Annotated in this window: 14 protein-coding genes; 5 read left to right on the top strand and 9 right to left on the bottom strand. The window is 63.3% G+C overall.

Features of this window, described 5'->3' with window-relative positions; all coding sequences use genetic code 11:
• Nucleotides 1-21: 21 nt before the first annotated feature.
• Nucleotides 22-213, bottom strand: a complete 192-nt coding sequence (locus tag FJ414_RS21105; RefSeq protein WP_140646268.1) for a DUF2735 domain-containing protein — start codon at nt 211-213, stop codon at nt 22-24.
• A 313-nt stretch (nt 214-526) separates the two neighbouring features.
• On the opposite strand from FJ414_RS21105, the gene FJ414_RS21100 reads away from it, so the two are divergent.
• Complete coding sequence (locus FJ414_RS21100; protein WP_140646267.1) at nt 527-1,564, top strand: glutamine synthetase beta-grasp domain-containing protein; 1,038 nt, start codon at nt 527-529, stop codon at nt 1,562-1,564.
• Nucleotides 1,565-1,684: 120 nt separating this feature from the next.
• On the opposite strand, the gene FJ414_RS21095 is transcribed toward FJ414_RS21100, so the two are convergent.
• Both FJ414_RS21095 and FJ414_RS21090 read right to left on the bottom strand, forming a co-directional pair.
• The gene (locus tag FJ414_RS21095; protein WP_140646266.1) at nt 1,685-2,851 is read right to left on the bottom strand and encodes a P1 family peptidase; all 1,167 of its coding nucleotides are present in this window, start codon (nt 2,849-2,851) and stop codon (nt 1,685-1,687) included.
• A gap of 30 nt (nt 2,852-2,881) precedes the next feature.
• The gene (locus FJ414_RS21090; RefSeq protein WP_140646265.1) at nt 2,882-3,484 is read right to left on the bottom strand and encodes a TetR/AcrR family transcriptional regulator; all 603 of its coding nucleotides are present in this window, start codon (nt 3,482-3,484) and stop codon (nt 2,882-2,884) included.
• Between the two features lie 146 nt (nt 3,485-3,630).
• Between FJ414_RS21090 and FJ414_RS21085 the strand changes: the two genes are divergently transcribed.
• Nucleotides 3,631-5,055: an APC family permease gene (locus FJ414_RS21085; protein ID WP_140646264.1), complete on the top strand. Its 1,425-nt coding sequence runs from the start codon at nt 3,631-3,633 to the stop codon at nt 5,053-5,055.
• A gap of 160 nt (nt 5,056-5,215) precedes the next feature.
• On the opposite strand, the gene glnA is transcribed toward FJ414_RS21085, so the two are convergent.
• Both glnA and FJ414_RS21075 read right to left on the bottom strand, forming a co-directional pair.
• Nucleotides 5,216-6,625, bottom strand: a complete 1,410-nt coding sequence (glnA, locus tag FJ414_RS21080; protein WP_140646263.1) for a type I glutamate--ammonia ligase — start codon at nt 6,623-6,625, stop codon at nt 5,216-5,218.
• Between the two features lie 46 nt (nt 6,626-6,671).
• A complete protein-coding gene (locus FJ414_RS21075) occupies nt 6,672-7,010 on the bottom strand; it encodes a P-II family nitrogen regulator (protein WP_018428041.1) in 339 nt (112 codons plus the stop codon).
• Between the two features lie 348 nt (nt 7,011-7,358).
• On the opposite strand from FJ414_RS21075, the gene FJ414_RS21070 reads away from it, so the two are divergent.
• Nucleotides 7,359-8,876: an NAD(P)H-hydrate dehydratase gene (locus FJ414_RS21070; protein ID WP_140646291.1), complete on the top strand. Its 1,518-nt coding sequence runs from the start codon at nt 7,359-7,361 to the stop codon at nt 8,874-8,876.
• The gene (locus FJ414_RS21065; RefSeq protein ID WP_140646262.1) at nt 8,873-10,879 is read left to right on the top strand and encodes a hypothetical protein; all 2,007 of its coding nucleotides are present in this window, start codon (nt 8,873-8,875) and stop codon (nt 10,877-10,879) included. The genes FJ414_RS21070 and FJ414_RS21065 overlap by 4 nt, the downstream gene beginning before the upstream one ends.
• A gap of 1 nt (nt 10,880) precedes the next feature.
• Here the strand turns inward: FJ414_RS21065 and waaF are convergent, their stop codons facing one another.
• The 4 genes from waaF to FJ414_RS21045 all read right to left on the bottom strand — a co-directional run bounded on the left by waaF (nt 10,881) and on the right by FJ414_RS21045 (nt 14,905).
• Nucleotides 10,881-11,954, bottom strand: coding sequence for a lipopolysaccharide heptosyltransferase II (gene waaF, locus FJ414_RS21060; RefSeq protein WP_246672455.1), 1,074 nt, complete (start codon nt 11,952-11,954; stop codon nt 10,881-10,883).
• 6 nt (nt 11,955-11,960) lie between these two features.
• Nucleotides 11,961-12,902 (bottom strand): glycosyltransferase, encoded by a 942-nt coding sequence (locus FJ414_RS21055; protein WP_140646261.1) that lies wholly within the window; start codon nt 12,900-12,902, stop codon nt 11,961-11,963.
• Nucleotides 12,903-12,960: 58 nt separating this feature from the next.
• Complete coding sequence (locus FJ414_RS21050) at nt 12,961-14,493, bottom strand: acyl-CoA carboxylase subunit beta (RefSeq protein WP_140646260.1); 1,533 nt, start codon at nt 14,491-14,493, stop codon at nt 12,961-12,963.
• Nucleotides 14,494-14,557: 64 nt separating this feature from the next.
• Nucleotides 14,558-14,905, bottom strand: a complete 348-nt coding sequence (locus FJ414_RS21045) for a hypothetical protein (RefSeq protein WP_140646259.1) — start codon at nt 14,903-14,905, stop codon at nt 14,558-14,560.
• On the opposite strand from FJ414_RS21045, the gene FJ414_RS21040 reads away from it, so the two are divergent.
• Nucleotides 14,904-16,328 (top strand): DEAD/DEAH box helicase, encoded by a 1,425-nt coding sequence (locus tag FJ414_RS21040; protein WP_140646289.1) that lies wholly within the window; start codon nt 14,904-14,906, stop codon nt 16,326-16,328. The two genes, FJ414_RS21045 and FJ414_RS21040, sit on opposite strands and share 2 nt — an antisense overlap.
• Nucleotides 16,329-16,355: the final 27 nt, after the last annotated feature.

Here is a 16,355-nt window from a genome sequence, read left to right as displayed (position 1 = left end):
TCATGAAGCTCAAAGAGGCGATCAGCTCTTGCGCTGATTTTCTTCTTCGACGGCTGCTTCGTGGTACCAGCCGTCAAAGTCGGCATGCTCGCCGCGAAGCGCCGCAAGCTCTGCCGCGAATTTGGCCTTGGCGCCTAAATTTGAGGCAGACTTGCGTCCTGCCAGCGGGAACATCAGGATTTTTGCCGACGGACGCGGCTGCACGACTTGCATTGGCGACCTCCTTGCTTGTCCGGGGACTTGCCGATTCAACTTATCAAGCAAGATAGGTTCTGCGATTCGTTTAGGCAATATGCCTACAAAAAGATCATTATTTGCCAATTATTTATGCAGGAATATCGATTGAGCGATCCGAGCGCAGTAGTGAGGCGGCTGAGCAAAATCAACGCCTTGCCATGACCATTTTGCCGCACCCGCCGAAGGCGGAGTGGCATACGAATTGCTTTTTAACGATCGGCAGGCCGGCAAGCCCGGCCATGCGTTGACGCCGCCCACTTGCGGCGCCCAAGCAACGAGAGGCACTGGAATGACCAAATACAAGCTCGAGTATATCTGGCTCGACGGATACGTCCCGACCCCCAGCCTGCGCGGCAAGACCCAGATCAAGGAATTTGCCGAGTTCCCGACGCTGGAGCAGCTGCCGCTGTGGGGCTTCGATGGCTCGTCCACCAACCAGGCCGAGGGCCACAGCTCCGACTGCGTGCTGAAGCCCGTCGCCGTCTATCCGGATCCGGCCCGCACCAATGGCGTGCTGGTCATGTGCGAAGTCATGATGCCCGATGGCGTGACGCCGCATGCCTCCAACAAGCGCGCCACCATCCTCGACGACGAGGGCGCCTGGTTCGGCTTCGAGCAGGAGTATTTCTTCTACAAGGACGGCCGTCCGCTCGGCTTCCCGGAGAGCGGCTATCCGGCGCCGCAGGGTCCTTACTACACCGGCGTCGGCTACAAGAATGTCGGCGATGTCGCGCGCAAGATCGTCGAGGAGCATCTCGACCTGTGCCTCGCCGCCGGCATCAACCATGAAGGCATCAACGCCGAAGTGGCGAAGGGCCAGTGGGAATTCCAGATCTTCGGCAAGGGCTCCAAGAAGGCCGCCGACCAGATGTGGATGGCCCGCTACCTGCTGCTGCGCCTGACCGAGACGTATGGCATCGACATCGAGTTCCACTGCAAGCCGCTCGGCGACACCGACTGGAACGGCTCGGGCATGCACTGCAACTTCTCCACCTCCTACATGCGCGAAGTCGGCGGCAAGGCCTATTTCGAGGCGCTGATGGCCCAGTTCGACAAGAACCTGATGGATCACATCGCCGTCTACGGCCCGGACAACGACAAGCGCCTGACCGGTAAGCACGAGACCGCGCCGTGGAACAAGTTCAGCTACGGCGTCGCCGATCGCGGCGCTTCGATCCGCGTGCCGCACTCCTTCGTCAAGAACGACTATAAGGGCTATCTGGAAGACCGCCGCCCGAACTCGCAGGGCGACCCCTACCAGATCGCCTCGCAGGTCCTGAAGACGATCTCCGAGGTTTCGACCGCCGCCGTTTCGGCTGCCGCCTGATTGTTTCGACGTCACAGGCTTAAGCCTGTGACAGGACGAGAACGACAAAAAAGCCCCGGCGGGTCAATGCCGGGGCTTTTTGCATGGCAACTACCAGCGAGAAATCTCCGCCGACTATCGTCAACTGGTGATGACGCCACGCGATTTAAGCGCCGCCACCACCCGGCCGTGCGGCAGGGCGGGGGTGCGGTTGCCGTCACGACCGACCATATCCTCGTTGGCGACCAGCGCGTTGAGCACGGCCTCCTCGGTGGCCTGCACGACGGCCGTGTAGAAGTCGTCCATGCGGCCCCAGGGAACGAAGTCCATATGGCTGTAGCTCTCCGCGGTCGGCGCGCCTTTCGGGAAGCGGCCGTTGAGCGCATTAGGGTTGGCAGTCGAGAAGGCGAGGAAGATGTCGCCGGAAAAATGCGAGCCAGCGGTGCCGGTGCGCGCCAGCCCGAGCGGCACGCGCCGCGCCAGCGCCTTGCACTGTCCAGGCAGCAGCGGCGCGTCGGTGGCGACGATGCCGATGCAGGAGCCGGCGCCCGTCGGCCGACCGCCGAAATACGCCTCCATTGGATTGTCGGCGGTAAGCTCGTGCCCGAGCGGAACGCCAGCGATGCTGATCTCATGTCGCGAACCGAAATTGGCCTGCAGGAAGACGCCGACCGTGTAGGCGCGGTGGCCATAATCGACGATCCGCGACGCTGAGCCGGAGCCGCCCTTGAAGGCGTAGCAGTTCATGCCCGTGCCGCCGCCGACGGATCCTTCCTCGATGGCGCCGGCGGCCGCATTCTCGATCGCCTCGATCGCGTGGTCGACGGTGACATGCGAGCCGTTGATGTCGTTGAGATAGCCGTCCCAGGTCTCGGCCACCACCGGCAGCAGCCATTGGTTCGCCACCTCGGGCTTGTTGCGCGCTACCCAGTCGATGATGCCGCGATGGCAGGGGCCGACGGCGTGCGTGTTGGTGATCAGGATCGGCATGGAGAGGCTGCCGGCCTCTTCCAGCCATGAAGCGCCGGTCATCTCGCCATTGCCGTTGAAGGAATGATAGCCGGCAGCCAAAGCCACGCCGATGCCGTCACGGCCGAGCGGCAGGATCGCGGTGACGCCGGTGCGGACTGGCCCGTGACCCATGTTGAGCTTACCGTCGCCCTTGATCAGCGTTGAATAGCCGACGAGCACGCCATCGACATCGGTGATGGCATTGGCAGGTCCCGGCGTGCCCGGCAGGGGAATGCCGAGGCCGCGGGCGCGCGTCTTGCCGGCCGGCGTGGCGGTCAAGTCTATTCGTTGATCCATGCTGAGGATGCTCCGTTGATGAAAGCCGGCTCAGCGTAGGCTGCAGCCGGTCGCGAGTTCGGCGTAACCGGTGAGGATCGCCATTGCCGAGGCGTGGTCGACAGCCGGCACGACGTTGACGAGGTGAAGGCCGAGCCCGTCTTCCAAGACGACGAGGCTGCGGGCGATGACTTCGCTCGCAGCATTGAGCACGAAGACGCCGGTGGCCGCGCCCGCTTCGAGGATGCCGACATAGATCGCCACTTGGCGCTCGAACAGCGTGATGTGTCGGGCGGCATAGCTTGCGTCCGAGCGCGAATAGGCGCCGAGCTCCAAGAGAAGTCGGCAAAGCTGGTCGCCCGGGTCGGTCGGCAGGCCGCTGTCGAGCATTGTTTTCAGGCGCGCCCTCGGATCGGCGATTGTTGCGACCGCTGCCGCGCGCTGCGTGCAGAAGCGCTCGACCGCTTTTGCCTGCACGTCGTCCAGCAGCTCCTTGAGGCCGGGATAGTAATAGAGCAGGGCGCTCGAGCTCATGCCGGCCTCGTTGGCCACGTCGCGCAAGGTGACGGCGGCGAGGCCGCGTTTGGCGATCATCGATTCCGCAGCCGCTACCAGGATCAGGCGGCGATCGGTCTGTGTCTTGGGTCTGCCCATTTCATTTTCCTGAATACGATTCAATAAAAACTGGCCTGTAGATTTTTGCAAGCCGACATATCGCATATTTGTTGACGCTATGTGTCGACGCGGCTAGCTTCCGTTACGGATAGTAATTTTTATCAAATTAAAAAAAGGGGAGGACAATGTCCACAAACGAAGCCACTACGGCGGCCACGGACAAGGCCGCGCCCGGCGCCAAGGGTCTCGACCGGGCGCTGAACGCGCTGGGCACGCTGATGATCGTGCTATCGGCGGTGACGCCGGCATCATCCGTCTTCATCATTATGCCGGGCGTCATTGCGCTGGCCGGCACCGGCTCGTTCCTGAGCTTCGTGATCGCGGCCGTCATCGGCCTGTTCATGGCCTTCGTCTATGCCGAGCTTTCCTCGGCCTATCCGATGGCCGGCGGCGAATACACCATGATCGGCCGCACGCTCGGGCGCTTCTGGGGTTTCGTCACGCTGGTGCTCGTGTTCGTGTCGATCGTGCTCATCGTCGCGGTCATCGCGCTCGGCGTCGGCACCTATCTCGGCGTCCTCATTCCCAATCTCAGCCCGCAGTGGGTGGGTGTGGTGACCATCATCCTGGCCGGCGCCGTCGCCGCCATGCGCATCAAGCTCAACGCCTTCGTCACCGGCATCTTCCTCGGCATCGAGATGCTGGCGCTGCTGGTCCTGATCTGGCTCGGCTTCACCCATATCGAGCGGCCGCTCACCAGCCTTTTCACCGCGCCGCAACTGCTCGACGCCACGACCAACACGCTGGTTCCGGTCTCGGCCGCCATCATCCTCGCATCCACCGCCGTGTCGCTCTTTGCCTATAACGGCTACGGCGCCGCCGCCTATTTCGGCGAAGAGACGCACGACGCCAAGCGCAACATCGGCAAGGTGGTGCTCTGGGCGCTGGTGATCACGGTCGCCGCCGAGCTCATTCCGCTGACCGCGGTGCTGCTCGGCGCCCCAGATCTCGTCGGCCTGCTCTCCGCACCCCAGAAGATCGAGTATTTCCTCGAGGCGCGCGGCGGCCATTGGCTGACGGTGGCGATCAGCCTGGCGATTGCGGTGGCCATTTTCAACGCTGTCATCGCCATCATCCTGCAGGCGGCGCGGCTGTTGTTCAGCTCAGGGCGCGACAAGACCTGGTTCGGGCCGATCAACAACGCGGTCGCGTCGGTCCACGGTACCTATGCCTCGCCGTGGATCGCCACCATCGTGGTGGTGATGCTGGCAGCGCTTGCCTGCTTTATCGACCTCAACCTCTTGCTGGTGGTCAGCGGCACCTCGCTGGTGGTGATCTATGCACTGCTCTGCGTCGCGGTTTTCGCCGGTCGCCGCAACGGCACCACCTCGGGCGGCCACTATCGTATGCCGCTGTTTCCGGTGCCGGCGATCCTCGCCTTCGTGGCGCTGGTCTATGTCGCCTACCAGAACTGGCTCGACGCCGCCTTCGGACGCCCGAGCCTGATTGCGACGCTGGCGATCATGGCCGTCGCCGCGATCTATTTCCTGCTGTTCCTGTCGCGCCGAGCCGACTGGATGCTGCACGGCCCCGACGAGCTTGCGGGATAGGCGTCAGCCCTCCGACACCTGTCCATGCGAGAACCCCGGCAAAACGCCGGGGTTCTTTTTTGCCCGATGGAAAGCGTGGACGCGAAAACCCGTCTTCAGAAATGAAAAGCCCTTGGAAGTGAGAGCCTTCCAAGGGCGAAACTTTCATTCGATCAGACGCTTAGACCGAATAGTACATGTCGTACTCGACGGGGTGCGGGGTCATTTCGAAGCGCATGACCTCGGCCATCTTGAGCTCGATGTAAGAATCGATCTGGTCGTCGTCGAAGACACCGCCGGCCTTCAGGAAGCCGCGATCCTTGTCGAGGCTCTGCAGCGCTTCGCGCAGCGAGCCGCAGACGGTCGGGATCTTTTTCAACTCCTTCGGCGGCAGATCATAGAGGTCCTTGTCCATCGGCTGCCCCGGATGGATCTTGTTCTTGATGCCATCGAGACCGGCCATCAGCATGGCGGCGAAGCCGAGATAGGGGTTCGCGCCCGGATCGGGGAAGCGGACCTCGACGCGCTTTGATTTCGGCGAGTTGCCGAACGGAATGCGGCACGAGGCCGAGCGGTTGCGCGCCGAATAGGCGAGCAGCACCGGCGCCTCATAGCCGGGCACCAGACGCTTGTAGGAGTTGGTGAGCGGGTTGGTGAAGGCGTTGATCGCCTTGGCGTGTTTGATGATGCCGCCGATATAAAACAGGCAGCTCTCCGACAGGCCGGCATATTCGTTGCCGGCGAAGGTCGGCTTGCCGCCCTTCCAGATCGACTGGTGGACGTGCATGCCCGAGCCGTTGTCGCCGAACACCGGCTTCGGCATGAAGGTGGCCGTCTTGCCGTAGGCATTGGCGACCTGGTGCACGACATACTTGTAGATCAGCATCTTGTCGGCGTTGCGTACCAGCGTGTCGAACTTGATGCCGAGCTCGTGCTGTGCGGCGGCGACCTCATGGTGGTGCTTTTCGACCCGCACGCCCATTTCGGCGAGCACGGTCAGCATCTCGGAGCGCATGTCCTGGCAGGAATCGATCGGCGGCACCGGGAAATAGCCGCCCTTGATGCGCGGACGATGGCCGAGATTGCCGGTCTCGTAGTCGGTGTCGTCGTTGGACGGCAGTTCGGTCGAGTCGAGACGGAAGCCGGTGTTGTAGGGATCGGCCTTGTACTTGACGTCGTCGAACACGAAGAACTCGGCCTCCGGGCCGACATAGATCGTGTCGCCGATGCCTTCGGACTTCATGTAGGCTTCGGCCTTCTTGGCGGTGCCGCGCGGATCGCGGTTATAGGCTTCGCCCGAGACCGGATCGAGGATGTCGCACAGGATGACCATGGTCGACTGGGCGAAGAACGGATCCATGTGGACCGTATCCGTGTCCGGCATCAGCACCATGTCGGACTCGTTGATCGCCTTCCAGCCTGCGATCGAGGAGCCGTCGAACATGACGCCGTCGGCAAACATGTCTTCCTCGACCTCGACGACATCCATCGTCACATGTTGCAGCTTGCCCCGCGGATCGGTGAAGCGCAGGTCGACGAATTTCACGTCGTTGTCCTTGATCTGCTTCATGATGTCTTTGGCTGTCGTCATGTCATTTCTTCCCTGTGTGATGACGTCCGGAATGATTGAAGGTCGGTCAGATGGCGTCGATGCCGGTTTCGCCGGTGCGGATGCGCACGACTTCCTCTATGTTGGAGACGAAGATTTTTCCATCGCCGATGCGGCCGGTCTGCGCCGCCTTGCGGATGGCCTCGATGGCGCCTTCGACGGCCTCGTCGCCGAGCACCACTTCGATCTTCACCTTGGGCAGGAAGTCGACGACATATTCGGCGCCTCTATAAAGCTCCGTGTGTCCCTTCTGGCGGCCGAAACCCTTGGCCTCGGTGACGGTGATGCCTTGCAGTCCGGCCTCCTGAAGCGCTTCCTTCACTTCGTCCAGCTTGAATGGCTTGATGATCGCTTCGATCTTTTTCATGTAAAAAGTGGCCTCCACTGCCAAGAAGACGGGTTGTGTGGCCCGCTTGCGCCTCCATCAAGCACGAACCGTGCCAATCCTGAGGAGCGCAGGCGGCGAGGGGCGTTTTCGAGCCCATGCTGCGTCCGGATGCACATTCGCGTCATCCGCTGCATCGGATGCGTCATGGACGCCCAAATCCTATACATCGCTCCTCCTTACGCCCGCACAAAAAATAGGCAGGCAGCCCAATTTGCAGGCGGAACCCCTCCCGGATGCGACCGCCTTGGCAAGATGATACCCGGTTGCGCTGGTTTGCTTCGAACCGAAAACTGGACAATGCTTGATCGTATGGAGATCGGCAATCCCATGTACAATGAACTTCTATCGCCGGCCGAAATGGCCGAAGCCGACAGACTGGCAATCGCGGCCGGTCCGCTCGACGGCTATCGCTTGATGCAACGTGCCGGCGAGGCGGTCGCTGCCGTCGCGCTGGCGCGTTATCCGGCCGCAACGAGGGTGCATGTATTGTGCGGTCCCGGCAACAATGGCGGCGACGGCTATGTCGTGGCGCGGCTGCTGGCCGAGGCGGGCGTGGATGTAGCTCTGTGGACATCCGGCGAACCGCGGGCAGGCAGCGATGCCGCGCTTGCGGCGGCTGACTGCACTCTGGAACGGCACCTGCTTTCGGCCTTCTCCGCGGAGGCTGGCTCGCTGGTTGTCGATGCGATCTATGGCGCAGGCTTGTCGAAGCCGCTATCCGGCGACGCCAAAGGCGCGGTCGACATCGTGACGGCGATGAACCTGCCGGTTGTCGCGATCGACCTGCCTTCGGGCGTCTCCGGCGAAAGCGGCGAAGTCCTCGGCCCGGCATTTCGCGCGCTCCTCACGGTGACGTTCGCGCGAAAGAAGCCCGGGCACCTGCTTCTGCCGGGCCGAGAGCGATGCGGCGAGATCGTGTTGGCCGACATCGGCATTCGTGACGAGATTATCGACGCTGTCGCGCCGCGAGCCTTCGAGAATCGACCCGCGCTCTGGATCGCGACCTTTCCCGCGCCGGCCATCGACGCGCACAAATACAAGCGCGGCCACACGAGCGTCTTTTCGGGCGGACCATCCGCGACGGGCGCGGCGCGCCTTTCGGCGCTTGCGGCAGCCCGAAGCGGGGCAGGGGTTGTCACCGTGCTCTCACCGGCGAACGCCATGCAGGTCAACGCGGCGCATCTGACCTCGATCATGCTGCGCAAGGTCGATGCGATCGAAGATGTGCATGACCTTATCGGCGATCGCAGACCATCCGCCTTCGTCCTCGGCCCCGGCTTCGGCATCGGCGACAAGGCGCGCGATTTCACCCTTGCCGTGCTCGCCAAAAACCGCCAGGACGGCGGCGTCGAGGGCCTCGTGCTCGACGCCGACGGCATCACGTCTTTTCGCAACGCGGCCGCGACGCTGTTCGAGGCAGCCGGCAGGCCGGACGCACCGGCGTTGATCATGACGCCGCATGAGGGCGAGTTCGGCAGGCTGTTTGCCGACATTGCGGGTGACAAGGCTCTGTCCAAACTGGCCAAGGCGCGCGAAGCTGCGCGACGCGCCAACGCAGTGATCGTCTACAAGGGCGCCGACAGCGTGATCGCCTCGCCGGATGGCCGCGCCGCGATCAACAGCAATGGCGCGCCCTGGCTCGCCACCGCCGGCTCGGGCGACGTGCTGGCGGGCATCATTGCCGGGCTTCTCGCGCAAGGCATGCCGGCCTTCGAAGCGGCTTGCGCCGGGGTCTGGATCCACGCCGAGGCCGGCAGCCGTTTTGGGCCGGGTTTGATAGCCGAGGACCTGCCTCTGGCCATGGTGCCGGTTCTTCGCGAACTGGCGGAGAGCGCGGTCCGATGAAACGGCTGGTGCTCGCTATCGTAGCCCTTCTCCTGGCTCTATTCGCTACGCAGTCGGCGCGCGCCGCCGACCGCCCGATCACCATCGTCGACGACCCGCGCATCCTCGCCACGCTCGACGCCAGGGGATACGGTTTCGCCGGCCTGTTCGGCGTCGACGGCAGCGACGACCTGAAATCCCTATACGACGAGGCGCCCGCCTACCACGCCATCGTCGACACGGTGGCCGGCGACGTCGCCGCGTTGCGCGGCGACATGAAGGCTGGCGGCCGCACTCTCTATGAAGTGACCGACGGCAATGTCGGCCGCATCATCGACATGCGCTGGCTGAAGACGAACGCCGCGCGCTTCCGCCTTGTCGGCGTCGTCAACCGGCTCGACCGGCGCGATTTCGCAGCACTTGGCAACGAGACGAGCTGCGGCGAGGTGCGGTTCATCTATCGGCTGGCCTACAGCTTCAAGAAGAACGGCAGGCAACTGGCCTCGCGCCTGCCGTTCAACTTCAGCGCGATATACCGCGTCGCTCAAGACGCCGATGGTGGCTGCGTGGGCGCTGCCGGCCGCTGGACGCCGCAGCTCGACGAAACGGTCGATGCCGGCTGGCTGACCGGCGGGCCGCTCGAGAAGACGAGCCTTTCCTTCAAGCAGCTCGAGCTCAACGCGCAGGTTGTGCGCTTTCCTTCGGGCCAGGAAACCGAGTTCGGCGGACAGGCCGCTTACCTGATGCGCATCTTCGGCATCGATGGTTCGGCGGTCGGCGAGAAGCCGCTGGAAAATACGCCGGACACGGCCCGGCTTGCCGAGGATGCTGAGCTCAAGGCACGGCTTGCCGACTATGTTCGCGCCAATGCCGCGGCGGTCGATCTCGGCGTCTACGAAATCCCGGATGAATTTCTCGCCCGAAAAGTCATCTCATGGTCGACCTTCGGCAGCGCCAGGCACGCCAACCACCCCTTCACGCCGCTCTTCGACCCGAAGGACTTTGCCGGGCTCGACTATTCCAAGCTGAAACTGGTACGCACGCCGGAAGCTCTGGTCGAGCGGCTCGACAACGGTGCCTGCCAGGGCTGCCATCAGGCGGGCTCGACCGCCGGCTTCCATTTCATCGGTCTGGACGACGCCACGACCTCGCCGTTGAACCGCCTCGAGGTCGGCATCTCGCCGCATCTCCATGCCGAGATCCCGCGCCGCGAGGCGTGGCTCAAGGCGACCGCCGAGGGCAAGGAGCCCAACCCCTTCCGCCCGCTCTCCTTCGCCCCGCCGGCCGCTTGGAAAGATGCAGGAGAGGTCGATTACACGCCGGCCGAAACGGCGATGCCATGCCTGATGCCGGAAGACGCAAGTCGCTTCGGCGGCACCTGGCAATGCGGCGCCGGCACGGTTTGTATGCCGGTCGCCACCGCTTCGGGCGTAAGAACCAAATTGGCGCAATGCCTGCTGCCCAGGGAGAGCGACAAAATATTTTCCGGCCACCCATGCCTGACCGGAACTATCGCCAGCAACAGCGCACAGCCTTTCAACGACCGCTACAAGATCACCGGCCAGTTCGCCGCCTTCGCGCCGGCGATCTCGCGCACCGCCTATACCTGCCGGCCGCCGAAGATCGGCGTTCCAGGCGGCTTCGCCTATCGCGCCTGCGATGACAAGGATCGCGCCTTCGCCGCCTTCAAACCCGGCAAGCCGATGCCCAGCGAGATCTGCGGACTGGTCGGCGGCAAGAAGTTCGACATCTGCGTGGCCACCAACAATTTCGACCAATGTCTCGGTGGCGCCGTCAACCGCGGCAACCGCCCGGCGTGCTCGGCCGATCATTTCTGCCGCGAGGACTATATGTGCCAGTCGCTGCCGGCGGACACGCCGGGCGCCGCCAAGGTCAAAGGTATAGGTTTCTGCTCGCCGACCTATTTCATTTTCCAGATGCGCATCGACAACCATGCGACGCCATGGGCGACCACGGCTCGCGCGAGCCTAGGCGCGGGTTTCGGAGCGGCGGCCGAGGAATAAGTCAGGCGAATTGCGGCGCGTTTTTTCGGACCGCCGCCGCGAGCGCCTCACGAACCCTGTCTTCAGTCACTGCGCGCGTGTTCTCCACCCAACCCGGCGTCGAAATCGGCGGCTCGAGGAAGATCACCTGCCCGTTGACCGGACCGTGCACATAGGCTCGGTTCGAACCGTAGATGAGCACGCACGGACCGCCCAGCGCGCCGGCGGCATGGGAAATGCCGCCGTCGACGCCGAGAAAGACGGTCGAGGCCGCGATCTGGCACATCGCTTCCGCAATATCGGGTGTGGAGGTGAAATCGATCGCCTCAGGCAGTCGCGCCTTTACTTCCGCCGCGGCCTGCCGCTCGCGCGGCCCGCCGATGAGCCAAACCGACCAACCGCGGGCAGCATGGTCGCGCGCGATCGAGACGAAGCGTTCGATCGGCCATGAGCGCTTGTTGGCAAAATCCGAAGTGTAAAGCGCGAGCGCCGGCCTGTCCGGGTCGACGCCGTTGCGCCGACGCCAACCGGAAAGCTCCTCGGCGGAGACCACCAATTGCGGAGCCGGCAACGACCCGTCTTCGGCCGGCGTTTTGCCGAGACGTGCGATTGCGCAGACCTGTTCCGCCAGCCGCGTCTTGCGCGGACCGAAGGCCACCATCGCTTTCAGCCAGCCGGCGGGCAGGCGGTTGACGATGCCGAACTGAAACTCGCGCGGATAGCCGACGCGTTCCGGTATTCCGGCAAGCCACGGCACCAGCGAAGCCTTGGTGCTGCTGGTGAGCATATAGGCCGCCTGATAATCCTCTTCGCGCAGTTTTCGCGACAGGCGCGCCCGCTCTTTCAGCCCTGGCTTCCAGTCCTTCTCCGCTATCCAAACCTTGCGAACATGCGGCATCAGCCGCGCCAGCGGCGCGGCGATCCTCGAGGTGATGATATCGATCGGCTGCCCCGGGAATCTCTCGGCGATGATCTGGATGGCCGCATGGCAGCGGATGAAGTCACCGATCGCCGGCAGACAGAAAACCAGGATGGGACGCAATGCGCGATACCTTCTCGATCCGGAATGGCCATCGCCGACGGGAAATGCCTGCATGATTTGTCACGGAAGCGCTTCGCCATCAAGAATGCGGTGGTAGAGCTCGACATAGGCTTTTGCGGCCTTCTCGATCGGAAACCTGTCTGCCGCGGATTCGCGGCATCTTTGTGCCGGCAAACCGCCAATTTCGCCGAAACCGCGCGCAAACTCCTCATCCGTGCCGAAGAAACGGCCGGTGTCGGCATCGACGGTTTCGGGGAGCGCGCCGCGCGCCGTCGTGAGGACCGGCGTGCCGCACAGCATGGATTCGATCGGCGCATTGCCGAATGGCTCTTCCCACGAAATCGGGTTCAGAAAGGCCTTGGTCTCGCCCAGCAGGCGCACCTTCGGTTCGCCATCGACCATGCCGTGATAGCGGAAGCGGGACGACAGGCTTTTGAAGAAGACACCCTCGCGGCGGGTCTTGCTGCGGCCAAGCAGCTTCCAGCGCGAGCCGCCGGCGATATCGAGCTTGAAATCGTATTTTTTCGCGAGGTCCACCGCGCGGTTGAGACCCTTTCCGGCCCGCGCGATGGCCGCCATAAAAAACAGATGGTCGTTCTTCGACGGCGCCAGGCGATAGGCATCGACCGGAAAGCCGTTGTAGACGAAGGTCTTGCGGCCATGCAGCTCGGCATGGCGGGCGCTGATGAAGCTCCAGTTCGGCTGCGGCCTCGGATAGTCCGGCAGGTGGCCGCGCTCGGTATTGAGCGTCGGAAAGGGGACCTCGACCTTCCAGGCATGGAGATGGACGATGTCAGTGTCCTTGGGAACGGCCGCGCGGCACTCGTCATTGGTGACCGCGTGGCGGACCTCGCACATCGGATGCGACGACCCCGGGCCGGCGATCAGCGTCACCTGATGCCCCATTTTGACCAATTCCGTGGTCAGCCATTCGACCTGCCGCTGGATCCCGCCATAGCCCTTGCACGGAATAAGGCCCTGGGCCGCAAGTGTTATTCGCATTTCGTCTCCGCGCTCATGCTAGCGGTTGTTTTCCTCTCGGCTGATGGAGGAGGCATTCTCACAGCGGAATGTTGTCGTGCTTCTTCCAGGGATTCTGCATGTCCTTGTTGCGCAACATGCGCAGCGCCCGCGCGACGCGGCGCCGGGTCGAATGCGGCATGATCACCTCGTCGACATAGCCGCGTTCGGCGGCGACGAAAGGCGACAGGAAGCGATCCTCGTAAGTCTTTGTATGGGCGGCGATTTTTTCCGGATCGCCGATGTCCTTGCGATAGATGATCTCGACCGCGCCCCTGGCGCCCATCACGGCGATCTGTGCCGTCGGCCAGGCATAGTTCATGTCGCCGCGCAGATGCTTCGACGCCATCACGTCATAGGCGCCGCCATAGGCCTTGCGGGTGATCACGGTGATCTTCGGGACGGTCGCCTCGGCATAGGCGAAGAGCAGCTTCGCGCCATGCTTGATCAGCCCGCCATATTCCTGCGCGGTGCCCGGCAGGAAGCCCGGCACGTCGACGAAGGTGACGATCGGGATAGAAAAACAATCGCAGAAGCGCACGAAGCGCGCCGCCTTGCGGCTGGCGTCGGAATCGAGCACGCCTGCCAGCACCATCGGCTGGTTGGCGACGAAGCCCACCGTGCGGCCGTCGACCCGGCCGAAGCCGGTGACGATGTTTTTGGCAAAGCTCTGCTGGATCTCGAAGAAATCGCCCTCGTCGGCAACCTTCAGGATCAGTTCCTTGATATCATAGGGTTTGTTGGCATTGTCCGGGATCAGCCGGTCGAGCGACAGATCGTGATCCGTCACCGACTGGTAGCACTCGACCTCGGGAATTTCGGCGGTGTTGGAGGCCGGCAGCAGATCGACCAGCCGGCGCATCTGCAAGAGCGCCTGGACGTCGTTGTCATAGGCGCCGTCGGCGATCGAGGACTTGGTGGTGTGGACGGAAGCGCCGCCGAGGCTTTCGGCGGTCACCGTCTCGTTGGTCACCGTCTTGACCACGTCCGGCCCGGTGACGAACATGTAGGAGGTGTCGCGCACCATGAAGATGAAATCGGTCATGGCGGGCGAGTAGACATCGCCGCCGGCGCAGGGGCCCATAATCAGCGAGATCTGCGGAATGACCCCGGAGGCGAGAACGTTGCGCTGGAATATCTCGGCATAGCCGCCGAGAGCCGCCACACCTTCCTGGATGCGCGCGCCTCCGGCGTCATAGAGGCCGACGATCGGCGCGCGATTGCGCAGCGCCATCTCCTGGACTTTGATGACCTTCTCCGCATGCGCCTCCGACAGCGAGCCGCCGAACACGGTAAAATCCTTGGCGAAGATATAGATCGGGCGACCGTTGACGGTGCCCCAGCCGGTGACAACGCCGTCGCCGGCGATCTTGGTCTTCTCCATGCCGAAATCGGTCGACCGGTGCTCGACATACATGTCGAACTCTTCGAACGAGCCCTCGTCGAGGAAGACCTCGATGCGCTCGCGAGCGGTGAGCTTGCCCTTCTTATGCTGCGCCTCGATGCGGTCCTTGCCGCCGCCCATGCGGGCAATCTCGCGGCGGCGCTCGAGTTCCTTCAGCACGTCTTTCATCGCTGGTCCCCAAAACGGATAAGTGATTTGTGGTAATCGCCGGGATAGGGGAGCGCAAGCGCCCTCATTTTTGTTGCACTGCAACATGAAGCCCCTTGCATTTCGGGCCAGACTCGGCCATATGCAGCGGCATAGGCGCTTGGGCCGGGAACGAATCCGGCCTTCTCGACGAATGAGACTGGTTGCGTCTGTTTTCCCTCTTTCCGGCAAATCGGCCCTGGTCGATCGGCAAGCTGGCGAAAAAGCCCCGAGGCATGATGCTTGCGGGCACGACAGCGCAGCCGCGCGGACGATCGTCCGCCGCCTTGTCGTTCCATGATAATTTATCCGACGGCAGGTTGCGCCCTGCCGCCATTGATGTTTGCGGCCACAAGGCCGCGTGAAAGAAGAATATTTTGACCAACGAAAACATGGCGGAACTGAATGGTTTCGCCGCACTTGGAATTTCGGGCGCGTTGCTGAAGGCCACTCATGCCGCCGGCTTCGCCGATCCCAAGCCGATCCAGATGCAGGCGATCCCGCCGCAGTTGGAAGGCCGCGACATTTTTGGCATCGCCCAGACCGGCTCCGGCAAGACCGCGGCCTTTGCGTTGCCGATCCTGTCCAAGATCATCGGGCTCGGCACCAAGCGCCGGCCGAAGACGACGCGTGCGCTCATCCTGGCGCCGACGCGCGAGCTCGCCGTGCAGATCGAGGACACCATCAAGATCCTCGCCAAGGGCGCGCATGTCTCGACCGCGCTGGTTCTGGGCGGCGTCTCGCGCTTCAGCCAGGTGAAGAAGGTTGCGCCCGGCGTCGACATTCTGATCGCCACGCCCGGCCGCCTGACCGACCTGGTGCGCGAGGGCGATCTCATCCTCGCCGACACCAAATGGCTCGTCCTCGACGAGGGCGACCGCATGCTCGACATGGGCTTCATCAACGACGTCAAGCGCATCGCCAAGGCGACCGCGCCGGACCGCCAGACGGCACTGTTCTCGGCCACCATGCCCGATGAGATCGCAGAGCTTGCCAAGGGCTTGCTGAAGAACCCCGTCCGCATCGAAGTTTCGCCGCAAAGCACCGCGGCAGTCGAGATCGTGCAGAGTGTGGTGCTCGCCCGCACCAAGCAGAAGCGCCAGGTGCTGTCCAAGATGCTCGCCGACGAGGCAATGCGCTCGGTGATCGTGTTCTCGCGCACCAAGCATGGCGCCGACCGCGTCACCAAGGACCTGGCCCGTGACGGTTTCGAGGCTGCCGTCATCCACGGCAACAAATCGCAGAATGCGCGCCAGAAGGCGCTCAACGATTTCCGCGATGGCTCGGTTCGCATCCTGGTCGCCACCGATATTGCGGCGCGCGGCATTGACGTTCCCGGCATCAGCCATGTCGTGAATTTCGACCTGCCGGATGAGGCGGAAAGCTACGTCCACCGCATCGGCCGCACCGGCCGCAACGGCAGGGACGGCATTGCCATCACGCTTTGCGATCCTTCGGAGAACGCCAAGCTGCGGCAGGTCGAGCGTATCATCCGCATGAAGCTGCCGGTTGTTGCCGACCATCTCGGCAGCCCGGATCCGCAGCGCGATCCCAGGGAAAAGACCGAGCGTCATTTCGAACCGGCCAATGATCGCGAACATCACGGCGCCCGCCGCGATGGCCGCCGTCCTGGCAACGGTGGCGACAACAAGCGTTTCGGCGGCAAGCCTCATGGCGAACGCGCTCCGAAGCCGCAGGGCGAACGCCCGACTGCGGCCAAGCCGAATGGCTCGAGCAAGCCTGACGGCTTCAAGCGCTTCAAGGGCAACAACAAGCGCCGCTTCGGCGGCAAGCGTCCGGCGAACCGGGCCGCTTAAGCCCAGCAGAACCACGCGAACAGGAAC

Origin of the sequence: Mesorhizobium sp. B3-1-6 (assembly GCF_006439555.1) — a bacterium.
Classification (GTDB): domain Bacteria; phylum Pseudomonadota; class Alphaproteobacteria; order Rhizobiales; family Rhizobiaceae; genus Mesorhizobium.
Note: the sequence above shows the minus strand (reverse complement) of the source record. Positions and strands in the feature narration are given on the sequence as shown.